20 protein-coding genes are annotated in these 20,687 nt (G+C 71.5%); 7 read left to right on the top strand and 13 right to left on the bottom strand.

The window, feature by feature from the left end; translation table 11 throughout:
* Positions 1–32 precede the first annotated feature (32 nt).
* Together KZC50_RS12965 and KZC50_RS12960 are read right to left on the bottom strand one after the other, a co-directional pair.
* Positions 33–245 carry a hypothetical protein gene (locus tag KZC50_RS12965; RefSeq protein ID WP_310891960.1) on the bottom strand — a complete coding sequence of 71 codons (213 nt, stop codon included), beginning with the start codon at positions 243–245 and terminating at the stop codon, positions 33–35.
* Complete coding sequence (locus tag KZC50_RS12960; protein ID WP_053548025.1) at positions 232–3,996, bottom strand: ATP-binding protein; 3,765 nt, start codon at positions 3,994–3,996, stop codon at positions 232–234. Before KZC50_RS12960 ends, KZC50_RS12965 begins: the two co-directional genes overlap by 14 nt.
* A gap of 172 nt (positions 3,997–4,168) precedes the next feature.
* Here KZC50_RS12960 and KZC50_RS12955 point away from each other — a divergent pair, with 172 nt between their 5' ends.
* Positions 4,169–4,747 (top strand): methylated-DNA--[protein]-cysteine S-methyltransferase, encoded by a 579-nt coding sequence (locus KZC50_RS12955; RefSeq protein WP_310891959.1) that lies wholly within the window; start codon positions 4,169–4,171, stop codon positions 4,745–4,747.
* An 82-nt stretch (positions 4,748–4,829) separates the two neighbouring features.
* Here KZC50_RS12955 and KZC50_RS12950 read toward each other — a convergent pair whose 3' ends face one another.
* The gene (locus tag KZC50_RS12950; protein WP_310891958.1) at positions 4,830–6,443 is read right to left on the bottom strand and encodes a solute symporter family protein; all 1,614 of its coding nucleotides are present in this window, start codon (positions 6,441–6,443) and stop codon (positions 4,830–4,832) included.
* On the bottom strand, positions 6,440–6,793 hold the full coding sequence (locus KZC50_RS12945; protein ID WP_236968980.1) for a DUF485 domain-containing protein: 354 nt from the start codon (positions 6,791–6,793) through the stop codon (positions 6,440–6,442). The genes KZC50_RS12950 and KZC50_RS12945 overlap by 4 nt, the downstream gene beginning before the upstream one ends.
* Before the next feature lie 95 nt (positions 6,794–6,888).
* On the opposite strand from KZC50_RS12945, the gene glsA reads away from it, so the two are divergent.
* From glsA to KZC50_RS12930, 3 genes are all read left to right on the top strand, one after another.
* A complete protein-coding gene (gene glsA, locus KZC50_RS12940; RefSeq protein ID WP_310891957.1) occupies positions 6,889–7,830 on the top strand; it encodes a glutaminase A in 942 nt (313 codons plus the stop codon).
* 137 nt (positions 7,831–7,967) lie between these two features.
* Positions 7,968–8,810, top strand: a complete 843-nt coding sequence (locus KZC50_RS12935) for a LuxR C-terminal-related transcriptional regulator (RefSeq protein ID WP_310891956.1) — start codon at positions 7,968–7,970, stop codon at positions 8,808–8,810.
* Positions 8,811–8,849: 39 nt separating this feature from the next.
* Entirely contained in the window at positions 8,850–9,203 is a 354-nt protein-coding gene (locus tag KZC50_RS12930) for a histone-like nucleoid-structuring protein Lsr2 (protein WP_053547971.1), read from the top strand.
* 79 nt (positions 9,204–9,282) lie between these two features.
* Here KZC50_RS12930 and KZC50_RS12925 read toward each other — a convergent pair whose 3' ends face one another.
* Positions 9,283–10,203, bottom strand: a complete 921-nt coding sequence (locus KZC50_RS12925) for a DMT family transporter (RefSeq protein WP_301135169.1) — start codon at positions 10,201–10,203, stop codon at positions 9,283–9,285.
* Here KZC50_RS12925 and KZC50_RS12920 point away from each other — a divergent pair.
* The gene (locus KZC50_RS12920) at positions 10,202–11,611 is read left to right on the top strand and encodes an aminotransferase-like domain-containing protein (protein ID WP_310891955.1); all 1,410 of its coding nucleotides are present in this window, start codon (positions 10,202–10,204) and stop codon (positions 11,609–11,611) included. The genes KZC50_RS12925 and KZC50_RS12920 overlap by 2 nt on opposite strands.
* 39 nt (positions 11,612–11,650) lie before the next feature.
* Positions 11,651–12,115: a VOC family protein gene (locus tag KZC50_RS12915; protein WP_310891954.1), complete on the top strand. Its 465-nt coding sequence runs from the start codon at positions 11,651–11,653 to the stop codon at positions 12,113–12,115.
* Positions 12,116–12,201: 86 nt separating this feature from the next.
* Here the strand turns inward: KZC50_RS12915 and KZC50_RS12910 are convergent, their stop codons facing one another.
* The 7 genes from KZC50_RS12910 to KZC50_RS12880 form a co-directional block, all read right to left on the bottom strand.
* The gene (locus KZC50_RS12910; protein ID WP_310891953.1) at positions 12,202–13,761 is read right to left on the bottom strand and encodes a molybdopterin-dependent oxidoreductase; all 1,560 of its coding nucleotides are present in this window, start codon (positions 13,759–13,761) and stop codon (positions 12,202–12,204) included.
* A gap of 81 nt (positions 13,762–13,842) precedes the next feature.
* Entirely contained in the window at positions 13,843–14,613 is a 771-nt protein-coding gene (locus tag KZC50_RS12905; RefSeq protein ID WP_310891952.1) for a gamma-glutamyl-gamma-aminobutyrate hydrolase family protein, read from the bottom strand.
* Positions 14,614–14,644: 31 nt separating this feature from the next.
* Positions 14,645–15,346, bottom strand: a complete 702-nt coding sequence (locus KZC50_RS12900) for a glycosyltransferase family 2 protein (RefSeq protein WP_310891951.1) — start codon at positions 15,344–15,346, stop codon at positions 14,645–14,647.
* On the bottom strand, positions 15,343–16,734 hold the full coding sequence (locus KZC50_RS12895; RefSeq protein WP_310891950.1) for a PIG-L family deacetylase: 1,392 nt from the start codon (positions 16,732–16,734) through the stop codon (positions 15,343–15,345). Before KZC50_RS12895 ends, KZC50_RS12900 begins: the two co-directional genes overlap by 4 nt.
* A complete protein-coding gene (locus tag KZC50_RS12890) occupies positions 16,728–17,846 on the bottom strand; it encodes an acyl-CoA dehydrogenase (RefSeq protein WP_310891949.1) in 1,119 nt (372 codons plus the stop codon). The genes KZC50_RS12895 and KZC50_RS12890 overlap by 7 nt, the downstream gene beginning before the upstream one ends.
* A 64-nt stretch (positions 17,847–17,910) precedes the next feature.
* Complete coding sequence (locus KZC50_RS12885) at positions 17,911–18,213, bottom strand: hypothetical protein (RefSeq protein WP_301135188.1); 303 nt, start codon at positions 18,211–18,213, stop codon at positions 17,911–17,913.
* Positions 18,214–18,261: 48 nt separating this feature from the next.
* Complete coding sequence (locus tag KZC50_RS12880; protein WP_310891948.1) at positions 18,262–18,651, bottom strand: DUF2510 domain-containing protein; 390 nt, start codon at positions 18,649–18,651, stop codon at positions 18,262–18,264.
* A gap of 214 nt (positions 18,652–18,865) precedes the next feature.
* Between KZC50_RS12880 and KZC50_RS12875 the strand changes: the two genes are divergently transcribed.
* On the top strand, positions 18,866–19,081 hold the full coding sequence (locus KZC50_RS12875) for a VOC family protein (protein ID WP_310891947.1): 216 nt from the start codon (positions 18,866–18,868) through the stop codon (positions 19,079–19,081).
* Between the two features lie 106 nt (positions 19,082–19,187).
* Here the strand turns inward: KZC50_RS12875 and KZC50_RS12870 are convergent, their stop codons facing one another.
* The gene (locus KZC50_RS12870; protein WP_310891946.1) at positions 19,188–20,585 is read right to left on the bottom strand and encodes an HNH endonuclease signature motif containing protein; all 1,398 of its coding nucleotides are present in this window, start codon (positions 20,583–20,585) and stop codon (positions 19,188–19,190) included.
* Between the last annotated feature and the right edge of the window lie 102 nt (positions 20,586–20,687).

Here is a 20,687-nt window from a genome sequence, read left to right as displayed (position 1 = left end):
GCCCCGCTCGTCGCGAACGGAGATCCCGCGCGTCAGTAGTGCGGGGGGACGTCGCGCCGCAGGCGCTCGTCGTTCGGACCGGATTCACCCACGGATGCCGCTTCCCCGAGGGAGGTGGCATCCGTCGTTTCGTCGCCCGGCACGGGCTCGGCCGTCGTGTCCGGCGCGGGGGTCAGACGCGCGCGGCGGGACCCGGGCCGGGAACCCGGGAGCCGCTCGACGCGCTGACGCTCAGCGTCCGCCATGGAACGGGTCGCGATCGAACGGCTCCGGCTCGAACGGCTCGGTGTCGTTGTCGACACGCGGGGTCTCCGGCGGCACCCCGAGGAGGGCGGCGATGCGCTGGGCGACCGCGGGGGCGTCGCTGTAGACGTCGAAGGAGTGCACGCGCACATAGTGCCAGCCGAGGCGCCGGAGGATCTGGGGCCGGAGGCGCAGCGACTCGCGCAGGGACTCCCCGATCGTCTCGGGGTCGCTCTCGACGACGACGGCCTTGCCGCCGTACTGGGCGACGAGCGGCAGGAGTCCGCGGTAGTGCACGTCGACCGAGAGGCCCAGGCGCCGCAGCTCCCGCGCGAGGCGGAGGGTCAGGGGGTCGGCGAGGTCTTCGAGCCGTGCCTGGCGGGCCCGGTCGGCGACGCTCCCGAGGATCGACATGATCGTCGCGGCACCGTGCTCGAGGCGTCCCTCGTCGAACGCCGACGGGCGGATCGACGACACGATGACCATGGAGCGGCGCGCGCGGGTCATCCCGACCGTGAGCAGCCGCTCGCCGTCCGGCGTCGACAGGTCGCCGAAGTCGCTGAGGACCCGCCCGTGGCGGGTGAGGCCGAACCCCAGCGAGAAGACGACGCGGTCGCGGCTCTCGGCGACGGATTCCTCGAGGGTGAGCACCGCGAAGGGCTCGGAGGTGTCGCGCGAGAGGAAGTCGGCGACGTCGGCGCGGCCCGCGAAGGCCGCCTCGACCGCGGCGCGCACGCGCTCGGCGTGCTTCGCGCTGGCCGTGACGACCATGAGCGACTCCGAGCCGCGGTTCACGGCGTGCTCGACGACGAGGGTCACGACGCGGCGCACCTCGGCATCCGGACTCTCCACCGCCCCCGAGATCGGGTCGGGCGCACCGGTGCCGCCCTCGACGTAGTCGACGCTGAGGCTGCCGCGACCGAGGTAGGACCCCGCCCACGGGAGGGACACGATCTCGCCGCCGTAGAAGGCGTCGTTGACGAGCTCGGCGAGGTCTTCGCCGCCCGCGCGGTAGCTGCGGGTGAGGGTCTCGATGGGGAGGAGTTCGGCGAGCCGCTCGAAGATGCTGACCCCGTCGAAGGGGACCGCGTCGATCTCGTCGTCGTCCTCGCGCTCCGGCGAGATGCGCGAGACGACCTCGAACGGCGTGGGCTTCTGCGTCACGGGGTCGCCGAACACGACCACCTGACGGCCGCGGCGAAGCGCCGGCGTCGCCTCGGCGAGGCACAGCGCACCCGCGTCGGCGATGATCACGACGTCGAACGCGGTGGACTCGGGGATCTCGGGGACGTCGTACGGGGTCGCCAGCCACACCGGCGCGAGCTGCGCCATGAGGTGCGGGGCGACGGCGTCGAGCTGCGCGGCGGTGGCGCCGCCGTCTTTGAGCGCACGGCGCAGCTGCTGCGCCTCTCCCGCGCGGTCGACGATGCCGATGCGCCACTGGGTGGCCAGGTGCGCGGCGAGCAGGGGTCCGGATGCCGCGGCGTGGGCTTCGTCGACGAGACGGAAGTCGCGCTCGAGGCGGTCGACGACGGCGGTGTTGGCGCCGAGCAGCCCGCGGTCGACCCGCAGGAGGTGCTCGAGCGCCGACTGCCACCACGCGTATTCGAGTTCGGCGGCGACCTCGCCCTCGGGCACGTGCCGCACCGACAGGTCGGCGAGGAGGGGCTCGAGACCGAACGAGGCGAGCTTCCCGCGGAGCTCCGCGCGTTCGCGCAGGTTGTCGAACACATCCGACTCCGCCGCGAGCTGCGCGAGGGTGCGCACGAGCGTCTTCACCGGGAGCGCCGCGAGGCGGTCGGCGCCGGAGCGCCCGAGCACGGCATCCAGCTCGGACAGCTCCGCGTCGACCCGCTGCCACGCGACGTGCACGTCGCCGAGTCCGAGCGGCACCTGCGGGGCGACGCCGCTGTCGACGTGGCGCTGCCATTCGGTGCGCTGCTGCTGCACCCGGACGAGGGCCTCGTGCATGTCGGGGACGTGCACGCCCGGGCGGACGTACTCCTTCGACAGGCGCTTGAGGCGACGCCGGTTGGCGGAGCTCATGGTGGAGTCGCGGCGACCGCTGTGGGCCTCGATGAGCTCACCGAGGGGGCGCTCGAAGACGGTGAGGCTGAAGCGGTCGAGCGAATCGCGGATGCCGCGCATGAGCGTCAGGTACTCGCCGAGGTCGGCGATCGTCTGGAACGGCCGCATGCCGGTCTGTGAGATGAGGGAGTAGCCGCGCTCGAGGAGTGCGGGGACGTCCTGGCGGTGCAGCTTCCCCGCGAGGGCGTGGGCGGAGGCCGCCGCCTCGGGCGAGGCGAAGCTCACGCCGTACCACGGCGAGTCGGAGGGACCGAAGCGGAACTCGCCGAGGCGCGCCGCCGCCGCGAGGTCGCGCGCGGCTTCGTCGCGGCCGACGGCGAGGCGCTGGAGCGCGGCGACGCCGAGACGCGCGGTCGTCGAAGGGGCCGGGTCGAGCGATGCCAGGCGCGCGAGTTCGCGCAGCACCTCGAGCACCGAGACGCGGAGGTCGACGTGCGTGGTCGTGACGGCGCCGCGGTAGTCGCGGAGCACGCGGCGCAGCCGCACCAGAGCTTCGTCGACCTCGGCGACCTTGGGCTGCTCGGCCTTCTCGTTCCGCCCGATCGCGCGGATGAGGTCGCGCTGCAGGTGGCGGGGCGAGATCGCCAGGCCCGGGAGCGCGATGCCGGCGAGGCGGTGACGGATGCCGTCGAGCGTGGAGCGGCGGGCGCTGACGACGAGGACGCGCTTGCCGTCGCGGACGAGTCCGCCGAGGGCGTTGATGATCGTCTGGGTGCCGCCGGTGCCGGGGAGCGTGTGCACCACCATCGACTGGCCCGCCTGGATGCGGGCGAGGACCCGCTCCTGCTCGGAGTCGGCGTCGAGGAGGAGGGTGTCGGCCGCGGGTGAGCGCTCGTCGGGGTTCGTGGCCACGACCCCCTCACGGCGCGCGACGAGGCGGGCACGGTCGTCGGGGTGGCCGGCGAGGGCGTTGAGCACGGGGTGGTCGAGGTCGCCACCGTCGCGCGACATGGCGCTGCCGACGTCGGCGAAGGTCGACACGATCAGGCGCGGCGTCACCGCGAACGAGTCGAACCGGTGGGCGAGGGCACGCAGGTGGTCGATGACCGGCTGCGGCTTGAAGATGCCCTGGTCGTAGGCGAGCGCCGACAGGGCGCGGCCGTCGACTTCGATGCCGAAGTGGGTGCGCAGGGCCCGGAGGAGCTCGGGGTTCACCTGGAAGGCGCCGTGGAGCTTCAGCTCGAAGTCGCCGTGGTGGCGGCGGATCGCGAGGGGCCGGAGGAGCACCGGGGCCGTGCAGGCGAGGCCGCCGAGGCGCCAGGAGGCCAGGCCCACGGCGAGGTGCACGGCGTCGATGCCGCGCGCGGTCCGCAGTTCGACGTTCTTGGTGGTGATGCGCTGGGCGGCGAGACGGGCGTTCCGCACCGCGACCTCGTCGCGGAAGAGGTTCGACAGCAGGGTGGAGCGGCCGGTGATGAACTGCGGCAGGCTCCCGGGGTGGGCCTTGGTGATCTCGATCGCGGCATCCGTCGCATCGGAGTAGTGCAGCAGCGTCGAGCGACCGCCGAGTCGCGCGGACTGGCGGCGGATGCGCTCGCGTTCGGGCTCCGCCACGTGCACCACCGTCACACCGGGTTCGGCGAGCCCGAGATCACCGGGGGTCACCGAGGGTCCGGAAATGCTCTCCCTGTCGCCGACCACGGCGTTGCCTTCTGCTCGCCACACGTGTGACACCCTAAGCGGCGACGCGCCGGAGAGGTTGCATCCACGCCCGGTTTCGCGGTATTGACCGGCGCGCCCCTCCTCCCCAGACGGATGCCGCGCCCCGCCGCCGGGGGTTGTCCCCCGTTTCCGCCCGGGACCGCACCGTGGGCGTCGGACGCGGCAGGATCAGGCCATGACCTTGCACGAGCCTCCTCGCTTCCTCCTTCAGCCCTCCCCCGTCGGCGATGTGCTGATCGTCGCCGCGGCGACCGGGATCGTGGAGCTGCATCCGATCGAGGTCCCCCTCTCGATCGCCCTCGAGCGGGTGGCTCTGCGGACCGGGATGATCCCGACGCCGGTGAACGGATCCGCCCCGCACCCCGAGGGGTCGCCGTCGGCGATCGCCGAGCGGGCGGCGGACGCGGTGGAGGAGTACTTCGACGGCGCCGAGCACGACGGCGGCGCCGGCGCGCGGCATCCGCTCGACCTGCCGTGGGACTGGACGGGCGTGCACGGCTTCACCCGCGCCGCGCTCGAGGCGGTCTGCACGATCCCCTACGGCGAGACGGCGAGCTACGGCGAGGTGGCCGTGCTCGCCGGGAGCCCCGGGGCTGCGCGGGCGGTGGGAACGGCCTGCGCCCGCACGCCGTTCTCGATCCTCGTTCCGGTGCACCGGGTGGTGCGCGCCGACGGTTCCATCGGCGAGTACGGAGGAAGACCCGAGGTCAAGCGGGCGCTGCTCGACCTCGAGGTGTCGCGGACCCGACCGTGACACCGCGGCGGGCGCGGGGTGTGTAGGCCACCCCGCGCCCGCCTGGGCGTTCCGGCAACGCGATCCGTCACCGGAACTGCCGTCAGTGGTCGACGGCCTTCTCGGCACCGAAGCCGGTGAGCGAGCGCACCTCCATCTCGGCGGCCTTCTCGGGGTCCTCGCTCCGGCGGGACACGACCGACCCGAGCCAGCCGAGGAAGAACCCGACGGGGATCGACACGATGCCCGGGTTGTTCAGCGGCCACAGAGCCACCCCGACGTTGCGGAAGACGCTCGTCTCGGTCCCCCAGAACACCGGGGAGATGAGGATGAGCCCCACCGCGGCGATGAGTCCGCCGTACATGCTCCACACCGCGCCGCGGGTGGTGAAGCGCCGCCAGAACAGCGAATAGATGATCGTCGGAAGGTTCGCCGAGGCCGCCACAGCGAAGGCGAGGGCGACGAGGAACGCGATGTTCTGCCCCTGGACGCCGATGCCTCCGACGATGGCGAGGATGCCGATCACCACGACGGTGCGGCGGGCGACCTTGACCTCGCCGTCCGGCGGGACCTCGCCCTTCTTCACGACGTTGGCGTAGATGTCGTGGGCGAACGAGGCCGCCGCGGTGATCGTGAGTCCCGCCACGACCGCGAGGATCGTCGCGAACGCCACCGCCGAGATGAAGCCGAGGAGGAGCGGTCCGCCGAGCTCGAGGGCGAGGAGGGGGGCAGCGGAGTTCACACCGCCCGGGGCGTTGCGGATCGTCTCCGGTCCGACGAGGGCGCCGGCGCCGTAGCCGAGGACGAGGGTAAGGAGGTAGAAGAGGCCGATGAGCCAGATCGCCCACACCACCGAGCGACGCGCCTCCTTCGCCGTGGGCACGGTGTAGAAGCGCATCAGCACGTGCGGGAGTCCCGCGGTGCCGAGCACGAGCGCGACGGCGAGGGAGATGAAGTCCCACGGGTTCGCGCCGTACTGCAGACCTGGTCCGAGGATCGCATCGGCGGGGGTCGTGGTGGAGGCGGCGACGGCGGACTCCAGCAGCCGGTCGAGGCTGAACCCGTTGATCGCGAGCACCCAGATCGTCATGAGCACCGCACCGCCGATGAGGAGGAACGCCTTGACGATCTGCACCCACGTGGTGCCCTTCATCCCGCCGATGAGGACGTAGACGATCATCAGGACGCCGACCACGGCGACGACGATCGACTGGCCGATGCGCTCGTTGATGCCGAGGAGGAGCGAGACGAGGCCTCCCGCGCCCGCCATCTGCGCGAGCAGGTAGAACAGGCACACCGCGAGGGTCGAGATCGCCGCGGCCATCCGCACGGGCCGCTGACGCAGGCGGAAGGACAGCACGTCGGCCATCGTGAACTTGCCGGTGTTGCGCATGAGCTCGGCGACGAGCAGCAGCGCCACCAGCCACGCGACGAGGAAGCCGATGGAGTAGAGGAATCCGTCGTAGCCGTTGATCGCGATGGCCCCGACGATGCCGAGGAAGGATGCCGCCGAGAGGTAGTCGCCGGCGATCGCGAAACCGTTCTGCGGTCCGGTGAACGACCGGCCCGCGGCGTAGTAGTCCGCCGCGGTGCGGTTGTTGCGGCTCGCGCGGATGACGATGAACAGGGTCACGGCGACGAACGCGCCGAAGATCGAGATGTTCAGGACCGGGTTGTTCTCCACGGTCTGGGCCGAAGCCAGCAGCGAGATGGTCACGCGTCACCCCGCTCGATCTTCTCGAGGTCCTCGCGGATCTCGGCCGAGATGGGGTCGAGGCGACGGTTCGCGAACGCGACGTAGCCCATCGTGATCGCGAACGTGGTGACGAACTGCCCGAGTCCGAGGAGGAGCCCGACGGTGATCGCACCCCACACGCGCTGGGCCATGAATTCCGGTGCGAACGAGCTCAGCAGCACGTAGGCGAAGTACCAGGCGAGGAACGCCAGCGACAGCGGGAAGACGAAGCTCCGCTGCGTCTTCTTCAGTTCACGGAACCGCGGAGAATCCTCCACGGCGATGTAGTCGATGACGCGCGCCGATGCGGCATCCGGTCGTGGTTCGGTCATGAGGCCTCCTTGCCTGATCCGAGTACGGATGACGGTACGAAAACGGATCCGGCCTTCGTCACCCCCGAAAGTGGGGAGCCTGGCAGGGTGGGAGGATGCCGCCCTCCCCCGACCGCTCGTCCGATCCCCGCGCGTACGACCTCGACGCGCTGCGGGACCGTGTGCTCCCGCACGCCGAGGGCGAGGTCGACGACAGCATCCCGGAGCTCGCCGACGCCGACCCCGATCTGTGCGGCATCGCTCTCGCACTGCCGGACGGGGAGGTGCGCGGAAGCGCCGGGAGCGACGTTCCCTTCAGCATCCAGTCGGCGGTGAAGCCGTTCCTCTTCGCCCTCGCGCTCGTCGACACCGACGGCGAGGCCCTCGACCGGATCGGGATCGAGCCGACCGGCGAAGCGTTCGACGCGATCAAGCTCGAGTCCGGAACGGGACGACCGCCGAACCCGATGGTGAACGCCGGGGCGATCCTGACCGCCTCGCTCGTCGACGGCGAGGACGTCGCGGCGCGTGTCGCGCGCGCCCACCGCGGACTCTCCGCGTTCGCGGGGCGGGCCCTGGAGGTCGACGAGTCGGTCGCCCGCAACGAGCATCTGCTCGGTGACCGGAATCACGCGCTCGCCCACCTCATGCGCGCCGAGGGCACCCTCTCCGTCGGCGCGGATGACGCCGTCGAGGCGTACGTGCGCGCCTGTGCGGTCCTCGTCGATGCCCGGACGCTCGCGGTCATGGGCGCGACGCTCGCCCTCGGAGGCGTGAACCCCGTGACCGGCGAGCGCGTGGTGCCGGCATCCGTCGCCTGCGACGTCGTGTCGGTGATGGCGACGTGCGGCGTGTACGACGGGTCGGGGCGCTGGATGCGGGCGGTCGGCGTCCCGGCGAAGTCGAGCGTGTCGGGGGCGATCGTCCTCTCGGCGCCGGGGCAGCTCGGGGCGGCCGTCGTCAGCCCGCCCCTCGACGAGCAGGGCACGAGCGTGCGCGGCCATCTCGCGAGCGAGATTCTCAGCCGTGATCTGGGGCTCCACGTCTTCGCGGCGTAGTGTTACCGTCGTCGATACGATTCGACGGCGAGAGCGAGTGACTCGTGACCACGGTGAAGTGGACATCCCCTGACGGGCAGATGCCGCGGAGCACCCCGGGCGAACAGATGCCGAGGAGCGCTCCGGACGGGCAGCTGATGACACGCGCCCTGAAGGACCTCGCCGCACACACGCGCTTCCCCGTCGTCTTCGGCGGCTACGTGCACGACGGAAGCGTCCGGGTGAGCACCGTGCTCGGCAACCGCACGCGCAGTCTCGAGGGCCTCGTGGTCAAGCCCGAGCGCGGCCTCGGCGGGCGGGCGATCACCGAGCTGCGTCCGCGCATGACCCCGGACTACCGTTCGTCGCGCCAGATCACGCATGACTACGACGGGCATGTCCTCGGCGAGGGTCTCTCCACGCTGCTGGCCGTGCCGATCGTCGTCGGCGGTGCGGTGCGCGGAGTGCTGTACGGCGGCGCGTGGGCGGAGTCGAGCGTCGGCGATGTGGTGGCCGCACCGGCGTTCCGGGTGGCGCAGGAGGTCGCGACGGAACTCCGGATCCGCGACGAGGTCGAGCGCCGTGTCGCGGCCCTCCGACCCGTGACGGGACCGGTCGCCGTCACCGCGCCCTCCGAATCGACGCCGGATGCCGCGCAGCGGGAGGAACTCCGCGCCAGCTACGCGGAGCTGCGGAGCATCGTGGCGAGCGTCGATGATGCGGGCCTCCGCGCGCGCCTGTCGGCGATCGAGGAGCGGCTCGCGGGTCTCACCGGCGGCGGATCCGAACCGGCCGAGCCGCTGGACATCCACCTGTCGCCGCGCGAACTCGACGTGCTCGCGTGCGCCGCGCTCGGATCCACGAATGCCGAAATCGCGGCGACGCTCGGTGTGCGCGAAGGGACGGTGAAATCCTATTTGCAGACGGCTATGGGAAAACTCGACGCCTCGACGCGTCACGCCGCCGTCACAAAAGCGCGTCGCGCGGGAATTCTCCCCTGAAAGTCCTGCGCGAATGAAAAAGCGCGTATTGTCTCCTGCATGACCCGCAGAATTGTGCATCAGCTCGTCGATGACCTCGACGGTACCGTCCTCGAAGTCGGCTCCGGAGAGACCGTTCTCTTCTCCCTCGACGGCATCGCCTACGAAATCGATCTGACCGATGAGAATGCCGCGGCATTCCGCGCGGCGCTCGACCCGTATGTCTCCGTGGCACGGTCGATCTCCGCATCGCGTTCCTCCGCGACGGGGGCTTCCGCCTCGCGCAAGCGCCGCCGCGGCGGACAGCAGGATTACAGCGCCGTCCGGGAATGGGCCAAGCAGAACGGCCACCAGGTTTCCGAGCGCGGCCGGGTTCCGGCATCCGTTCTGGAGGCGTACGAAGCCGCCCACTGACCCTCGCCGAAAAGCGGATTCCCTCGTCCTCCTCGAGGGAATCCGCTTTTCTTTTGCGTCGGGATATTGGACGACCCGTCTATAACGACCCGCGAAGGCGCGTACGCACCGACAGGGCGGCGAAGACGATGACCGCGACGGCGCCGAGAATCGTCGCCCATCCGAGCGATTCACCGAGCAGCAGCGTCGCCCATACAAGGGTGAGAACGGGCTGGACGAGTTGGATCTGGCTGACCTGCGCCATGGGTCCGATCGCGAGCCCTCGGTACCAGGCGAAGAAGCCGAGGTACATGCTGACGACGGCGAGATAGGCGAAGGCGAGCCAGTGGACGGCGGATGCCGCGGGCGGCGCCATCGCGACCGAGACCGCGCTGACGGTCACCGTCACCGGCGCCGCGACCACGAGCGCCCACGAGACGGTCTGCCACGCACCGAGTTCACGGGAGAGGAGCCCGCCCTCCGCGTATCCGACGGCGGCGGCGACGACCGCGCCGAACAGGAGGAGGTCGGCCCAGGTCAGGTGCCCGAACCCTCCCGAGGAGAGCGCGGCGAAGACGACCGCCGCGACCGCACCGAGGGCGGCGAAGATCCAGAACGACACCGGCGGGCGCTCGCGCGTGCGGAGGACGACCGCGACCGCGGTCGCCGCGGGGAGGATGCCGATGACGACCGCGCCGTGGCTCGCGGGCACCGAGGTCATCGCGAACGAGGTGAGGAGCGGGAACCCGAGGACGACGCCGCCCGCGACGACGACGAGTCGCCCCCACTGGGCACCCTGTGGCAGACGCGCGCGGGTCGCGGCAAGGGCGATGACCGCGAGGATCGCGGCGACGACGGCGCGGCCGGCGCCGATGAAGACGGGATGCAGCGCCTCGACGGCGACGCGGGTGAACGGGACTGTGAACGAGAAGGCGACGACCCCGAGGAGGCCCCACCACACACCCGCGAGGGGCGATAACACTGTCGCCGCGGGGAGAGTAGCGCTATTGTTCCCTGACATGGCACACGATAGCACTGACCGGATCGTCGCCGCACTGCGCACCTGGATCGCGTCGGCGCCGGCGGGAACGCAGCTGCCGTCGAGCCGTCGGATCAGCGCCGAGCACGGAGCGAGTCCGGTGACGGTACAGAAAGCGCTGCACCGCCTCACCGCGCAGGGTCTCATCGATGCACGGCCCGGGGTCGGGACGTTCGTGCGGGGATCCCGGGTGCGCCCGCCCGCGGACTTCGGCTGGCAGACGGCGGCGCTCGGCGCACCGCAGGGGCGGCATCCGGATCTGTCCGTGACGCAGCGTCCCGGCGCGCCCGATGCGATCGCGCTGCACTCGGGTTATCCCGCGTCGGAGCTGCTGCCGGGCGCCCTGGTGCGGGCGGCGCTCGCGCGCGCGGCGCGGTCGGATGCCGCGGTCCGGCGTGCTCCTGCGGACGGCCTCGCGGAGCTGCGGGAGTGGTTCGCCGCGGAGCTCGCCGCCGTCACTGCGCCCGAGGTGTCGCCGGTGTCGGCGCGGGACGTGGTGATCGTGCCCGGGAGCCAGAGCGGGCTCGCCTCGGTCTTCCGCGCCGCGGTGGGCGAGGGACGGCCGGTCGTCGTGGAGTCGCCCACATATTGGGGGGCGATGGTCGCCGCGGCCCAGGCCGGCGTCACGCTCGTGCCGGTGGCGTCGGGGCCGGAGGGTCCGGATCCAGACGATGTGGAGCGGGCGCTGGCCTCCTCCGGGGCGCGGGCGTTCTACGCGCAGCCGACGTTCGCCAATCCGCACGGCGCGCAGTGGACCGACGAGCGGGCCCGGGCGGTACGGGAGGTCGTCCGCCGGCGCGGGGCGTTTCTCATCGAAGACGACTGGGCGCGCGATCTCGCGATCGACTCCGATCCCTTCCCGCTCGCCCGTCTCGATCAGGACGGGCACGTCATCTACATCCGGTCGCTGACCAAGAGCGTCTCCCCCGCCCTGCGGGTCGCCGCCGTGATAGCCCGCGGTCCGGCGCGCGAGCGGATCGCCGCCGATCGCACGGCCGATGCGATGTACGTGAGCGGCGTATTGCAGGCGGCGGCGCTGGACGTCGTGACGCAGCCGGCGTGGCGCCGTCACCTGCGCGCGCAGCGGTCGGCGCTCCGGGTGCGGCGCGATGCGCTGCTCGGCGGCATCCGTCAGCACCTGCCGCAGTGCACCGTCGCGCTCGTGCCCGCCGGGGGCCTCAACCTGTGGGTGCGCCTGCCGGACGGAACGGATGTCGCGACCCTCGTCCGCGCGGCCGCGGCGCGCGATGTGCTGATCGCCGATGGGCGGGAGTGGTTTCCGGCGGAGACGCCCGGCCCCTACGTGCGCCTGAACTACGCCGGCCCCTCGCCCGAACGTTACGACGAGGCGATGCGCCTGGTCGCCGAGGCTCTGGCGGAGCAGGGCTGATCCCGGAACACGGCGGCCCCCGCGGCGGTTGACGCCCCCATGACACTCGCGACACCGCCGACGCAGCTCCGCCTCATCATCGAGACCGACGACTTCGATCGGACGGTGGCGTTCTACCGCGACGTCCTCGGCCTGACCGAGCGGCCCGCGTTCGCGACCGAGGGCGACGATCGGGTCGCGATCCTCGAGGTCGGCGACGCGACGATCGAGATCGCCACGCCCACCCATGCCCGGAACATCGACGTCATCGAGAACGTCCCGGCATCCGAGGGTCCGAGTCTGCGGCTGGCGCTCGAGGTGGCCGACACTCCGGCTGCGGTGCGCGCGAGCCGAGAGGCGGGTATCGAGGTCATCGCCGATGCCACGGACACGCCGTTCCGTTCGGTGAATGCGCGCGTGCAGGGGCCGGCCGGGTGGCAGGTGACGTTCTTCCAGGAGAAGGAGTCGCTCGACGAGCGCCGCGCCCGCCCCGGTTTCGAGACGGACGACCGGCGCGCGCGATAGGGGCCACCCGACGACGAGAGAAGGCGGGCTCCAGGAGGACCAATTCCGGGGAGCCCGCCTTCCGGCTTGAGGGGGTGCGGGAGCGATCAGCCCGTCACGGTGACGAGGGTGCGCTGCCAGCCCGACGAGCCGTTCGGGGCGATCGGGGCGCGCTCCTGCTCCTGCACCTCGCCGTCGCGGTTGACGGCACGGACCGTGACGTAGTGGGTGCCGGGCTCGGCCTCCCACTCGAGGAACCACTGCACCCACGTGTCGACGTTCACGGCGGTCGACAGGGTCGCCTCTTGCCAGTCGCCGTCGTCGATCTGCACCTCGACGCGGTCGATGCCGACCGTCTGCGCCCACGCGACGCCGCCGATGGCGACCGTCCCCGCGGGAACGGGAGCCCCGGCCTTCGGGGTGTCCACGCGGGAGGAGAACTTGATCGGAGCCTCGGCGTCGTACCCGCGCGGGGTCCAGTAGGCCTCGTCCTGCGCGAAGGTGGTGACCTTCAGCTCGGTGAGCCACTTCGTCGCCGACACGTAGCCGTAGAGGCCCGGGACGACCATGCGGACGGGGAAGCCGTGCTCGAGGGGCAGGGGCTCGCCGTTCATGGCGACGGCGAGGATCGCGTCGGTGCCCTCGTCGGTCAGCGAGGCCAGCGGCGTGCTGGCGGTGTACCCGTCGACGCTGCGGGAGAGCACCATGTCGGCACCGGACTGGACGCCGGCGAGCGCGAGGATGTCGCGGACCGGCACGCCGAGCCAGCGAGCGCTGCCGACGAGGTTGCCGCCGACCTCGTTCGACACGCAGGTGAGGGTGATGGAGTACTCGTCGAGGCCGCGGCCGATGAGGTCGTCGAAGCTCAGCTCGATGCGCTGGTCGACCATGCCGTCGACGACGAGACGCCATGTCGCGGGGTCGATCGTCGGGACGGTGAGCGCGGTGTCGACGCGGTAGAACTGGTCGTTCGGCGTGTACAGCGATGAGATGCCGTCGACGTCGAGCTCGGCGCCTTCGGGGATCGTCACGCGCGACCGCGGTTCGGGAATGCGCAGGGCCCCGCGGATCGCGTCGACGGAGGAGGTCGCGGCGCTCACCGCGCGGGCGGCGACACCGGCGATGACGGCCGAGGCGCCGGCGATCGCGCTGGTGAGGAGGAAGCCACGACGGTTCACGCCTTTCGCTGCGCCCTCCCCGCTCGTCACGTCCTCGCGCCATCCCTGCAGACGGCGGATGAGCACGATCAGGATGACCGAGCCGGCGATCGTACCGGCGAGCGGGGGAACGAACGACAGCGCCTCCGCCGACGCGCGCGTGACGATCGCGGCACCGGAGAGGACCCCGGCGAGCACGAGGGCCGCGACGCCGAGGTGCGGACGCAGGTACTGCAGGATGCCGGCGATGGCCGACGCGATCGCCACGGCGAGGCCGAGGCTGCCGAGGAGCACGATCTTGTCGGCCGCCCCGAAGGCCGCGATCGCGAACTCCTTGACCGGCTGCGGAACGATGTCGATGACGTACGATCCGACCGCGAGGATCGGGCTCGCCGAGCGCGCGGCGATGAGCGCGACCAGCTCGGCGGCGGCGAGGAACACCGCGCCGGAGATGAGCCCGGCCAGCGCTGCCCAGAGCAGGAAGCGGGGTCGGGTTCTGCGTGCGCCCATGCGGGTCTCCTTCGGCTTGTGGCTTCGGGAGTTCTTCGGAGCGCGAGGGGCGCCGGATGGGTTTCGCTTCGTGTGCGGGCGCTACGCCGCCGGAGCGGCGATCGGGTCGTCTCCGACAGGAAGGACGATGCGCGCCGCGGCGGCGAAGTCGGCGAGCAGCAGTCGCAGCTGTGCGGGGTCGCTTCCGGCGTCCTCGGGGTGCCACTGCACGCCGACGACCCAGCCGGCATCCCTTCCGGTGTCCCGGCCCTCGATCGCCTCGATGACACCGTCGGGCGCGGTCGCGCTCACGACGAGGCCTTCGCCGAGCGCGTCGACGGCCTGATGGTGGCCGGAGCGCACGTCGCGCGTGCCGGTGCCGAGCACCGCGGCGAGGCGCGTGCCGGGGTGGACCGCGACCGGGTGGGTCACCATGTCCTGGTTCGGTTCGCGGTGGATGCCCGCCCCGAGGTCCTGCACGAGAGTGCCGCCGCGCACCACGTTCAACAGCTGAGTGCCGCGGCAGATCGTGAACACCGGCACGCCCCGCTCGAGCGCTTCGCGCAGGAGGGCCGCCTCGAACGCGTCGGCTGCGGCGTCGGCGGAGTCCATCCACGCGCCGTCGGGGGTCGCGCCGTAGAGGGAGGGGTCGACGTCGGCGCCGCCGAGCACGATCACGCCGTGCGCCGTCGCGAGGAGGTCGTGCGCGTCACTGTGAGGTGCGGCGGCGTTCACCCACCGCGCCTCGAGACCCGCCTCGGCGATCGCGGTCGCGGCCCCCGCGGCGAGGGCGCGGAGCTCGTCGGCGAAGGCGGCATCGTGCCGCGGGGTCTCGCTGGAGTACGAGACGATGACAGGGATCGGGCCGTTCACGAGCACAGCCTACGGCCGGCGGGAACGCTGCTCAGGCGACCCCGGACTCGAGCATCTCCTTCTGCGCGGCGAGGTAGCCGGCGTACCCGCCAGGGGTGCGTCCGACGAAGCGGCCGGAGGTCATGACCTCCGCGACGTCGGAGGCGGTCAGGACGAACCCCGCGGCACGCGCGGCGGCGACGAACGTGACGTCCTCGTGCTCGGGCACCTCGGCGAAGCCGCCGACGTGGCGGTAGACGCCGGCGCGGAAGCCGAGGTTCGCGCCGTGCACGTGTCCGTTGGGACGTCCGGGCGTGTGCGTGGCACGCCAGTGTTCGACGTGACGGAGGGTCAGATCGGCGAAGTCGGGCCGGACGGTGCCGATCATGACGTCGGATCCGCCGGCCGAGAGGGCCACCTGGTGGGTGATCCAGTTGCCGGGGACGATTGAGTCGGCGTCAGTGTGGGCGACCCACGCACGGGTCTCTTCGTCGGCGCGGTGGAGAGCGGCATCCGTTCCGATGCGACGCGCGCGCCCCACGCGGCCGGCGTCGATCTCGATGATCTCGACCGGGTACCTGCGGGCGATGAGGGCTGAGCGGTCGGTGCACGCGTCGAGGACGACGACGGTGTGGACGTCGATGCCGAGCGCGCACGCGCGGGCGCTCGCTCCCCGCACCGCGTCAAGGCACGACTGCAGGAGGTCTTCCTCGTTGTGGACGGGGATGACGACGTGGACGGAGGTCGCGATCACGGCAGCATTCCCATCTCTTGCGCGACCGACCGGGCGGGGTACGGACTGAAGACCTCGAGCACGAAGTCCCTCTCGATGTGCACCGCGACGCTCTGCCATCGGCTGTTCGCGCGCAGTCGGTCGTGGACCTCATCGCCCCCGGTGGGGTTCTCGGGCATCGGATGCCGCCAATGGCATGCGATCAGGTGACCAGTGGGCGCGAGGCTCTGCGTGATGCGGTCGATCGCGGTGTCGAGGTCGGCGACGTTCCAGAAGTAGCCGATTTCGGAGAGCAGGACGAGGTCGTACTCTCCGTCGGGCCATTCGTGCGGGAGCGCCGCGGTCTGCAGCGTGACGTTGTCGCGACCCACGAGTTCTCGCGCGGCGGCCGTGAGAGCCTCCTCGGCGAAGTCGACGGCGACGAGGTGCGCGCAGCGGTCGGCAAGGCGCGAGGTGAGGATGCCGGTTGCGCAGCCGAGCTCGAGCCCTGCGTCGTACGTCGCGCGCGGGAGGGTGGCGAGGAGGAGTTCGCGCTTGCGCTGCTCGTACCAGCTCGAGCGGAAGCCCCAGGGGTCGTCGTGGGTGGCGAAGAACCGCTCGAAGTGGGAGCGCGGCGTCGACGCGGCGGCTTCGCGTGAGACGGATTCGGGGCGAATGAGGATCTCCTGGTAGCGGGCGAAGTGCTCCTGCATCCCGTCGTGGACGATCGCTTCATCGCCGGAAGCGTCCGAAAGGGGCCGGAGCTGGCTGTCGTGCACGGCGAGGGCGCGGCGCTTGGCGTCGTGGACGGCGTCGTCGAGAGTGACGACTTCCGCGCGGTCCCACGGCACGTCGGCGGGGGTGCCCCAGTGCCAGAGCCAGATCGGGTACCCGCGGACGGTCGCGCCGGCCTCGGTCGCGACGCGTTCGGCGAGGGCACCGACGATGCGGTGGTCGCGGTGGCCGTCGCCGGTCCACGGGGATGCCACGAGGATGCGGTGAGGTGCGGCATCCGTCATCCCGGTGAGTGCGGCGATCTCGTCCTGTAGTGCGGCGGCGAGGACGTCTTCGTGGTCACCGAGGGTGCCGTCGGGGAGATGGAGCAGGCGGAGGGGGGCGGTGGGCGCGACGACGCCCAGGGCGTCGCGCACTTCGGTCTGCCGCCGCGCGGCGAGGTCGGCCGGGGTGTGGGTGGGCGAGTCGGGGTGGGAGTTCTCACCGTCGGTGGCGACGACGACGCGGATCGGGATGCCGCGCTGCGCGACGGTGTGCACGAGCCCGGCGACACCGAGGGTCTCGTCGTCGGGGTGGGCGGCGATGACGAGGAGCGCGTCGATGTCGAGGGACACCTCGGGCAGGGTGCGCGCGGCAAGCGCCGTGCGCCATTCGGATTCGGGGGTTCCGGGGTCGCGATGGTCGAAGGTCACCACCCGGACTCCCCCGCGGTGGTCTCGTCGCGCTCGGCTCGCCGCCGAACGAGGTCGCGCCCGAGGCGGGCGAGGTCGCGTTCAGCATGGTGCTGGCGGAGGTAGAGGTGCAGGTCGGCGACCCGGCGGGCGTGCGCGTCGTCGGCGACGAGCGGGGCCGGCCCGAGCGCGTGGTCGGCGATGTGCAAGACGGTTTCGGCGGCGTCGGCGACGATGGTGCGGACGCGCGCGGCAAGGATCGCGCGGTCGATCGCGTCGCCTTCCGATGACCGGGCGGTCGCGTCGGCGAGGGTGGTGCGGGCGGACCATTGGGCGGCATCCGCTCGTCCGAGGTGGACGCGGGCGAGCTGGTCGGCGCGGTCGGTGGAGGCGGCGTCGGCGAGAGCGTCGAGGATGCCGGCAGCGCCACCCCACCAGGTGGCGGCGACGCCCATGCCGCCGGTGGCGAATCCGGGGCGGGCGAGGTACCAGCCGGCGTCGCCGACGGGGACGGCCGGGGCGGCGGCGAGGTCGATGGGTGCGCTGACGATGTGCGGGAGACCGCGGGCGTGCCAGGGTCCGTCGTGCACGTGCACCTCGGGGCGGCGGAGCGCGATCGCGAAGAGGCCGCGGTTGTCGTCGTCGATCCAGGCGGTGACGAGGGCGTGGGTGAGGTGGGCGGCGAGGGAACACCAGGGTTTGGTGCCGGTGAGGGTCCACCCGGTCGTGCGGCTGGCGGTGAGGCGGACACCCGGCCCTTCGGCGGCGAATACGCCCCACGTCGAGGTGGTGTCGACGTCGAGGGGGCGGAGGTCGGGGGCGATGCCGTCGTCCCATGCCTCGGCGAGAATGCGCTGCGCGTCGACGTGCGGTTCGAGGACGCGGCCGGCCGCGACGTCGAGCGCGGCGGTGGAGGCGAGGAGTTGCCAGACGGTGTCGACGGATGCGGTGGCCGCACCGGTGTCGCGCGTCGCATCGCGCGCCCAGGCGAGGGTCGCCTCGACGTCGGTGCCGAATCCGGGGATCCGGCGGGCGGCGTCGATGGCGTCGACGACCGCCGGTTCGGTGTCTTCGCCCGGGAAGAGCGGGGCCGGGACGCGAGGGAGGGCCCGTGTGCGGGCGGCGGAGAGGGGCACGGTCGCATCATCACCCCGTTCGGACGAAACGCGCGCGGGGGTTGCTTTCGTCCGCTGAGGCCTGCTAGGTCGCCGGCGGAACGGATGGCGGCGGGTTGCGTCGCTCGCGGATCTCCTTGGCGAACTGGATACCGCCGGCCGCGATGACGAGGAGCCCGGTGACGAAGAGGAGGATGCGGACCCAGGGCGGGGCGTCCGGGAACATCAGGCCGGGCAGCGTGAAGATGAAGGTGGCGGCGATGAAGTACCAGACCGCGACTTGCTGTGGGGGTTCGGCGGGCGGCTGCGGCTGCGGCGGTCCCGGCTGGTGTGGTGGCGGCGGGGGTGCGGGGGTGTTGTCCATGTCGTTGCCTCCTTCGCCGGCCACGTTACGGATGCTGTGGTGCGCCGCACCTCCCCCGTGCGACGGAGATCGTCAGGTGAGGCGTTCGAACACCATGGTGGCTTGGATGCGGTCACCACCGCCGAAGCCGGTGCTGCCGGAGGCGGACGTGGAGATCGTGTGGAGGCGGTAGCCGAGGGCGGCTTGCCGGTTGATGACGCCTTCGAGTTCGGTGAGGTTGCCGGATCCGGAGCCGAAGAACTTCTCCTTGAGGACGACCTGCAGCACGACGTAGCTGGCTCCGGTGGCGGCGGGGCGGGGTTGTGCGCCGGAGACGGCGTCGGCTTGGGCGCGGGCGATCATGCCGCCGATTCCCGGTTCGGGCGGGGGCGGCGGCTGGATCTGGTCGGTCCATGCCTGACCGTCCCACCACCGCATCGTTCCGGTGCCGTCGTCGTACCAGCCTGCTTGCGCGTCGGTCATCGTCGCCCCCTGTTCGTGTGCTCATCGTGGCCAGCGGTTTCGTGAGAATGTAGCGCGCCGTGTTCCTGGACGCGTCGCTCCGCGCGGTGCGATCGTCGGACACGGGAGGATGAGGACATGAGCGCGTTCGGGACTCTCCATCATGTCGAGGTGCAGGTGACGGACCTCGAGCGCACGATCCCCGGGTGGGAGTGGCTGCTCGGCGAGCTCGGGTATGAGCCGTTTCAGCGCTCAGCCATCTGGCTTTCCACGCGGGGTCGGCGGCATCCTGGAGCAGCTCTGGCGGCTGGCTCCCTCGCACGGATGGGCGCATCTCCACACGGATCGGCACCCTTTCGCCGGCGGCGAGCGACACTATGCCGCGTTCCTCGAGGATGCGGAACGTTTCAAGGTCGAGCTCGTCGCGAGCGATCTCTCGTCCGTGCCGTGATGGCGGAGCACGTGGTGAAGCCCCCACTGCGGTTTGGCCGCACGCTCGAGCGCAACCTACAGACGCCTACCGTGCGAAGAAGGAGAGATTCGGAGCCGATTCCGGTTTAGAACGGTGCGGGGTCGGGCGGCGATGCGCCGCCACCCCCATCCGGGGGCGGTGCCCCACCTCCGGACGGCATGAACCTCACCAGTGGCGCCGGCGGATGGTCGATGTACACCCGTCCCGTCGGTGAGGTCCATTCCAGGACTCCGCCGCCGAGTTGCCGGACACCCCATGAGGTGAATTGCTTCATCGAATGGTGCCGTTGGCACAGGTGGCAGAGGTTCCGGACGTCGGTCGGCCCACCGAGCGCGTAGTCGAAGGTGTGATCCAGCTCGCAGCGTATGGCGGGGCGTCGGCATCCGGGGAACCGGCAATGCCGATCCCTAGCCCGCAACAGCCGCGCCATCGACGCCGTCCGCCGGTAAGAATCCGTGAACAGCACCTGCCCGGACACCGGATGCACCACGAGACGTTCCCACGAGCTGATCGCGCCGGCCAAGGCCCGGGCGGTTGCGGGGTCGATGGGGGCGGAGCCGACGAGGTCGGCGGTGGTGGTGTCGTTTGCCGGGTCGTCATCGCGACCGAGCAGCGTGAGAGCGGGGACGACGACCTGAACTTTCGCGCGGATCGTCCCGAGGGTGCCGTTTCCGTCCCCGTCGATGGTGGGGTCTACGAGGGGGGAGGCGGTGAGGAGCATGTCGCAGAACACGTCCGCGCGCACCTGGTCCCGCGTCCGGCAATCCGGCTCCCCGGCATCTTCCTCGGAGCCGGCATCCGTGCCAGCACCGCCCACTGGCGGTGCGTTGCGGGCGTCGATGATCGACGAGGCCTGCTCGGTCAACCGGTCACTGATCCCCTCCGCCAAGAGGGTCGGGATCGTCGCGACCAGTTCCGACATTCCGTCCCGCAACGGCGTGACACTCACCCGACGTTCCTCGCGAGCCTTCGCATGCCGCTCCGCGAGTGTCCGGGGGTGCAGTTCTTGCGCGAGGTGGTCGAGGCGGTCTTTCAGCCGTCCGACCGACCGACCCACACACAGCTCCGCCGCGGCCGCATCGAACTCGGCCCGTGCATCCCGCGGCAGCACAGTCCCACACCGCAACACCGCGGTGGCGTGGCCACGGGTGATGCGCCCCGCTTCCCACGCGGTCAACGTCGCCGGGTAGCACTCGACCCACTCCACTGCCTGGGTGATCTGCGCCTGCATCGATCGGTCGGTGGTGAACGTCACCCCGGCAAGTTCCGCGGCGACGGACCGGTAGACCATCTCCTGCGACCGCACCGACGCCGACTGGCGCCGCGACACGCGTTCGGCGATCGCGCCCGCGCGCGCTTGGTTGCGGACGTTCTCGACCTCCATCGCCCCCAATGCGGGGGTGATCCGCTCGGCGGCGTGCGCGACCTCGTCGAGTTCGGCGAGGTCTTCTTCGCTGAACTCGATCCACCGGCTCGTATTCATGTTCGAATACTACCGACAGGTTCTGACACTCACCTAGCACTTTTCAGCGAGACTGCATTCTCCGGTCGAGACTGCACTCCGGGCACCGCGACGCCCTCCAGG

The organism is Microbacterium aurantiacum, assembly GCF_031625015.1.
Lineage (GTDB): Bacteria > Actinomycetota > Actinomycetes > Actinomycetales > Microbacteriaceae > Microbacterium > Microbacterium aurantiacum.
This window is presented reverse-complemented; position numbering and strand designations above follow the sequence as displayed.

Bases quoted from the DNA above. Each gene is read 5' to 3' on its own strand.
- KZC50_RS12915 (WP_310891954.1), top strand. From the start codon at position 11,651: ATGACACTCGCGACACCGCCGACGCAGCTCCGCCTCATCATCGAGACC.
- KZC50_RS12875 (WP_310891947.1), top strand. From the start codon at position 18,866: ATGAGCCGTTTCAGCGCTCAGCCATCTGGCTTTCCACGCGGGGTCGGC.
- KZC50_RS12870 (WP_310891946.1), bottom strand. From the start codon at position 20,585: ATGAATACGAGCCGGTGGATCGAGTTCAGCGAAGAAGACCTCGCCGAA.
- KZC50_RS12920 (WP_310891955.1), top strand. From the start codon at position 10,202: ATGGCACACGATAGCACTGACCGGATCGTCGCCGCACTGCGCACCTGG.
- KZC50_RS12965 (WP_310891960.1), bottom strand. From the start codon at position 245: ATGGCGGACGCTGAGCGTCAGCGCGTCGAGCGGCTCCCGGGTTCCCGG.
- KZC50_RS12945 (WP_236968980.1), bottom strand. From the start codon at position 6,793: ATGACCGAACCACGACCGGATGCCGCATCGGCGCGCGTCATCGACTAC.
- KZC50_RS12955 (WP_310891959.1), top strand. From the start codon at position 4,169: ATGACCTTGCACGAGCCTCCTCGCTTCCTCCTTCAGCCCTCCCCCGTC.
- KZC50_RS12880 (WP_310891948.1), bottom strand. From the start codon at position 18,651: ATGACCGACGCGCAAGCAGGCTGGTACGACGACGGCACCGGAACGATG.
- KZC50_RS12910 (WP_310891953.1), bottom strand. From the start codon at position 13,761: ATGGGCGCACGCAGAACCCGACCCCGCTTCCTGCTCTGGGCAGCGCTG.
- KZC50_RS12925 (WP_301135169.1), bottom strand. From the start codon at position 10,203: ATGTCAGGGAACAATAGCGCTACTCTCCCCGCGGCGACAGTGTTATCG.
- glsA (WP_310891957.1), top strand. From the start codon at position 6,889: ATGCCGCCCTCCCCCGACCGCTCGTCCGATCCCCGCGCGTACGACCTC.
- KZC50_RS12935 (WP_310891956.1), top strand. From the start codon at position 7,968: ATGACACGCGCCCTGAAGGACCTCGCCGCACACACGCGCTTCCCCGTC.
- KZC50_RS12930 (WP_053547971.1), top strand. From the start codon at position 8,850: ATGACCCGCAGAATTGTGCATCAGCTCGTCGATGACCTCGACGGTACC.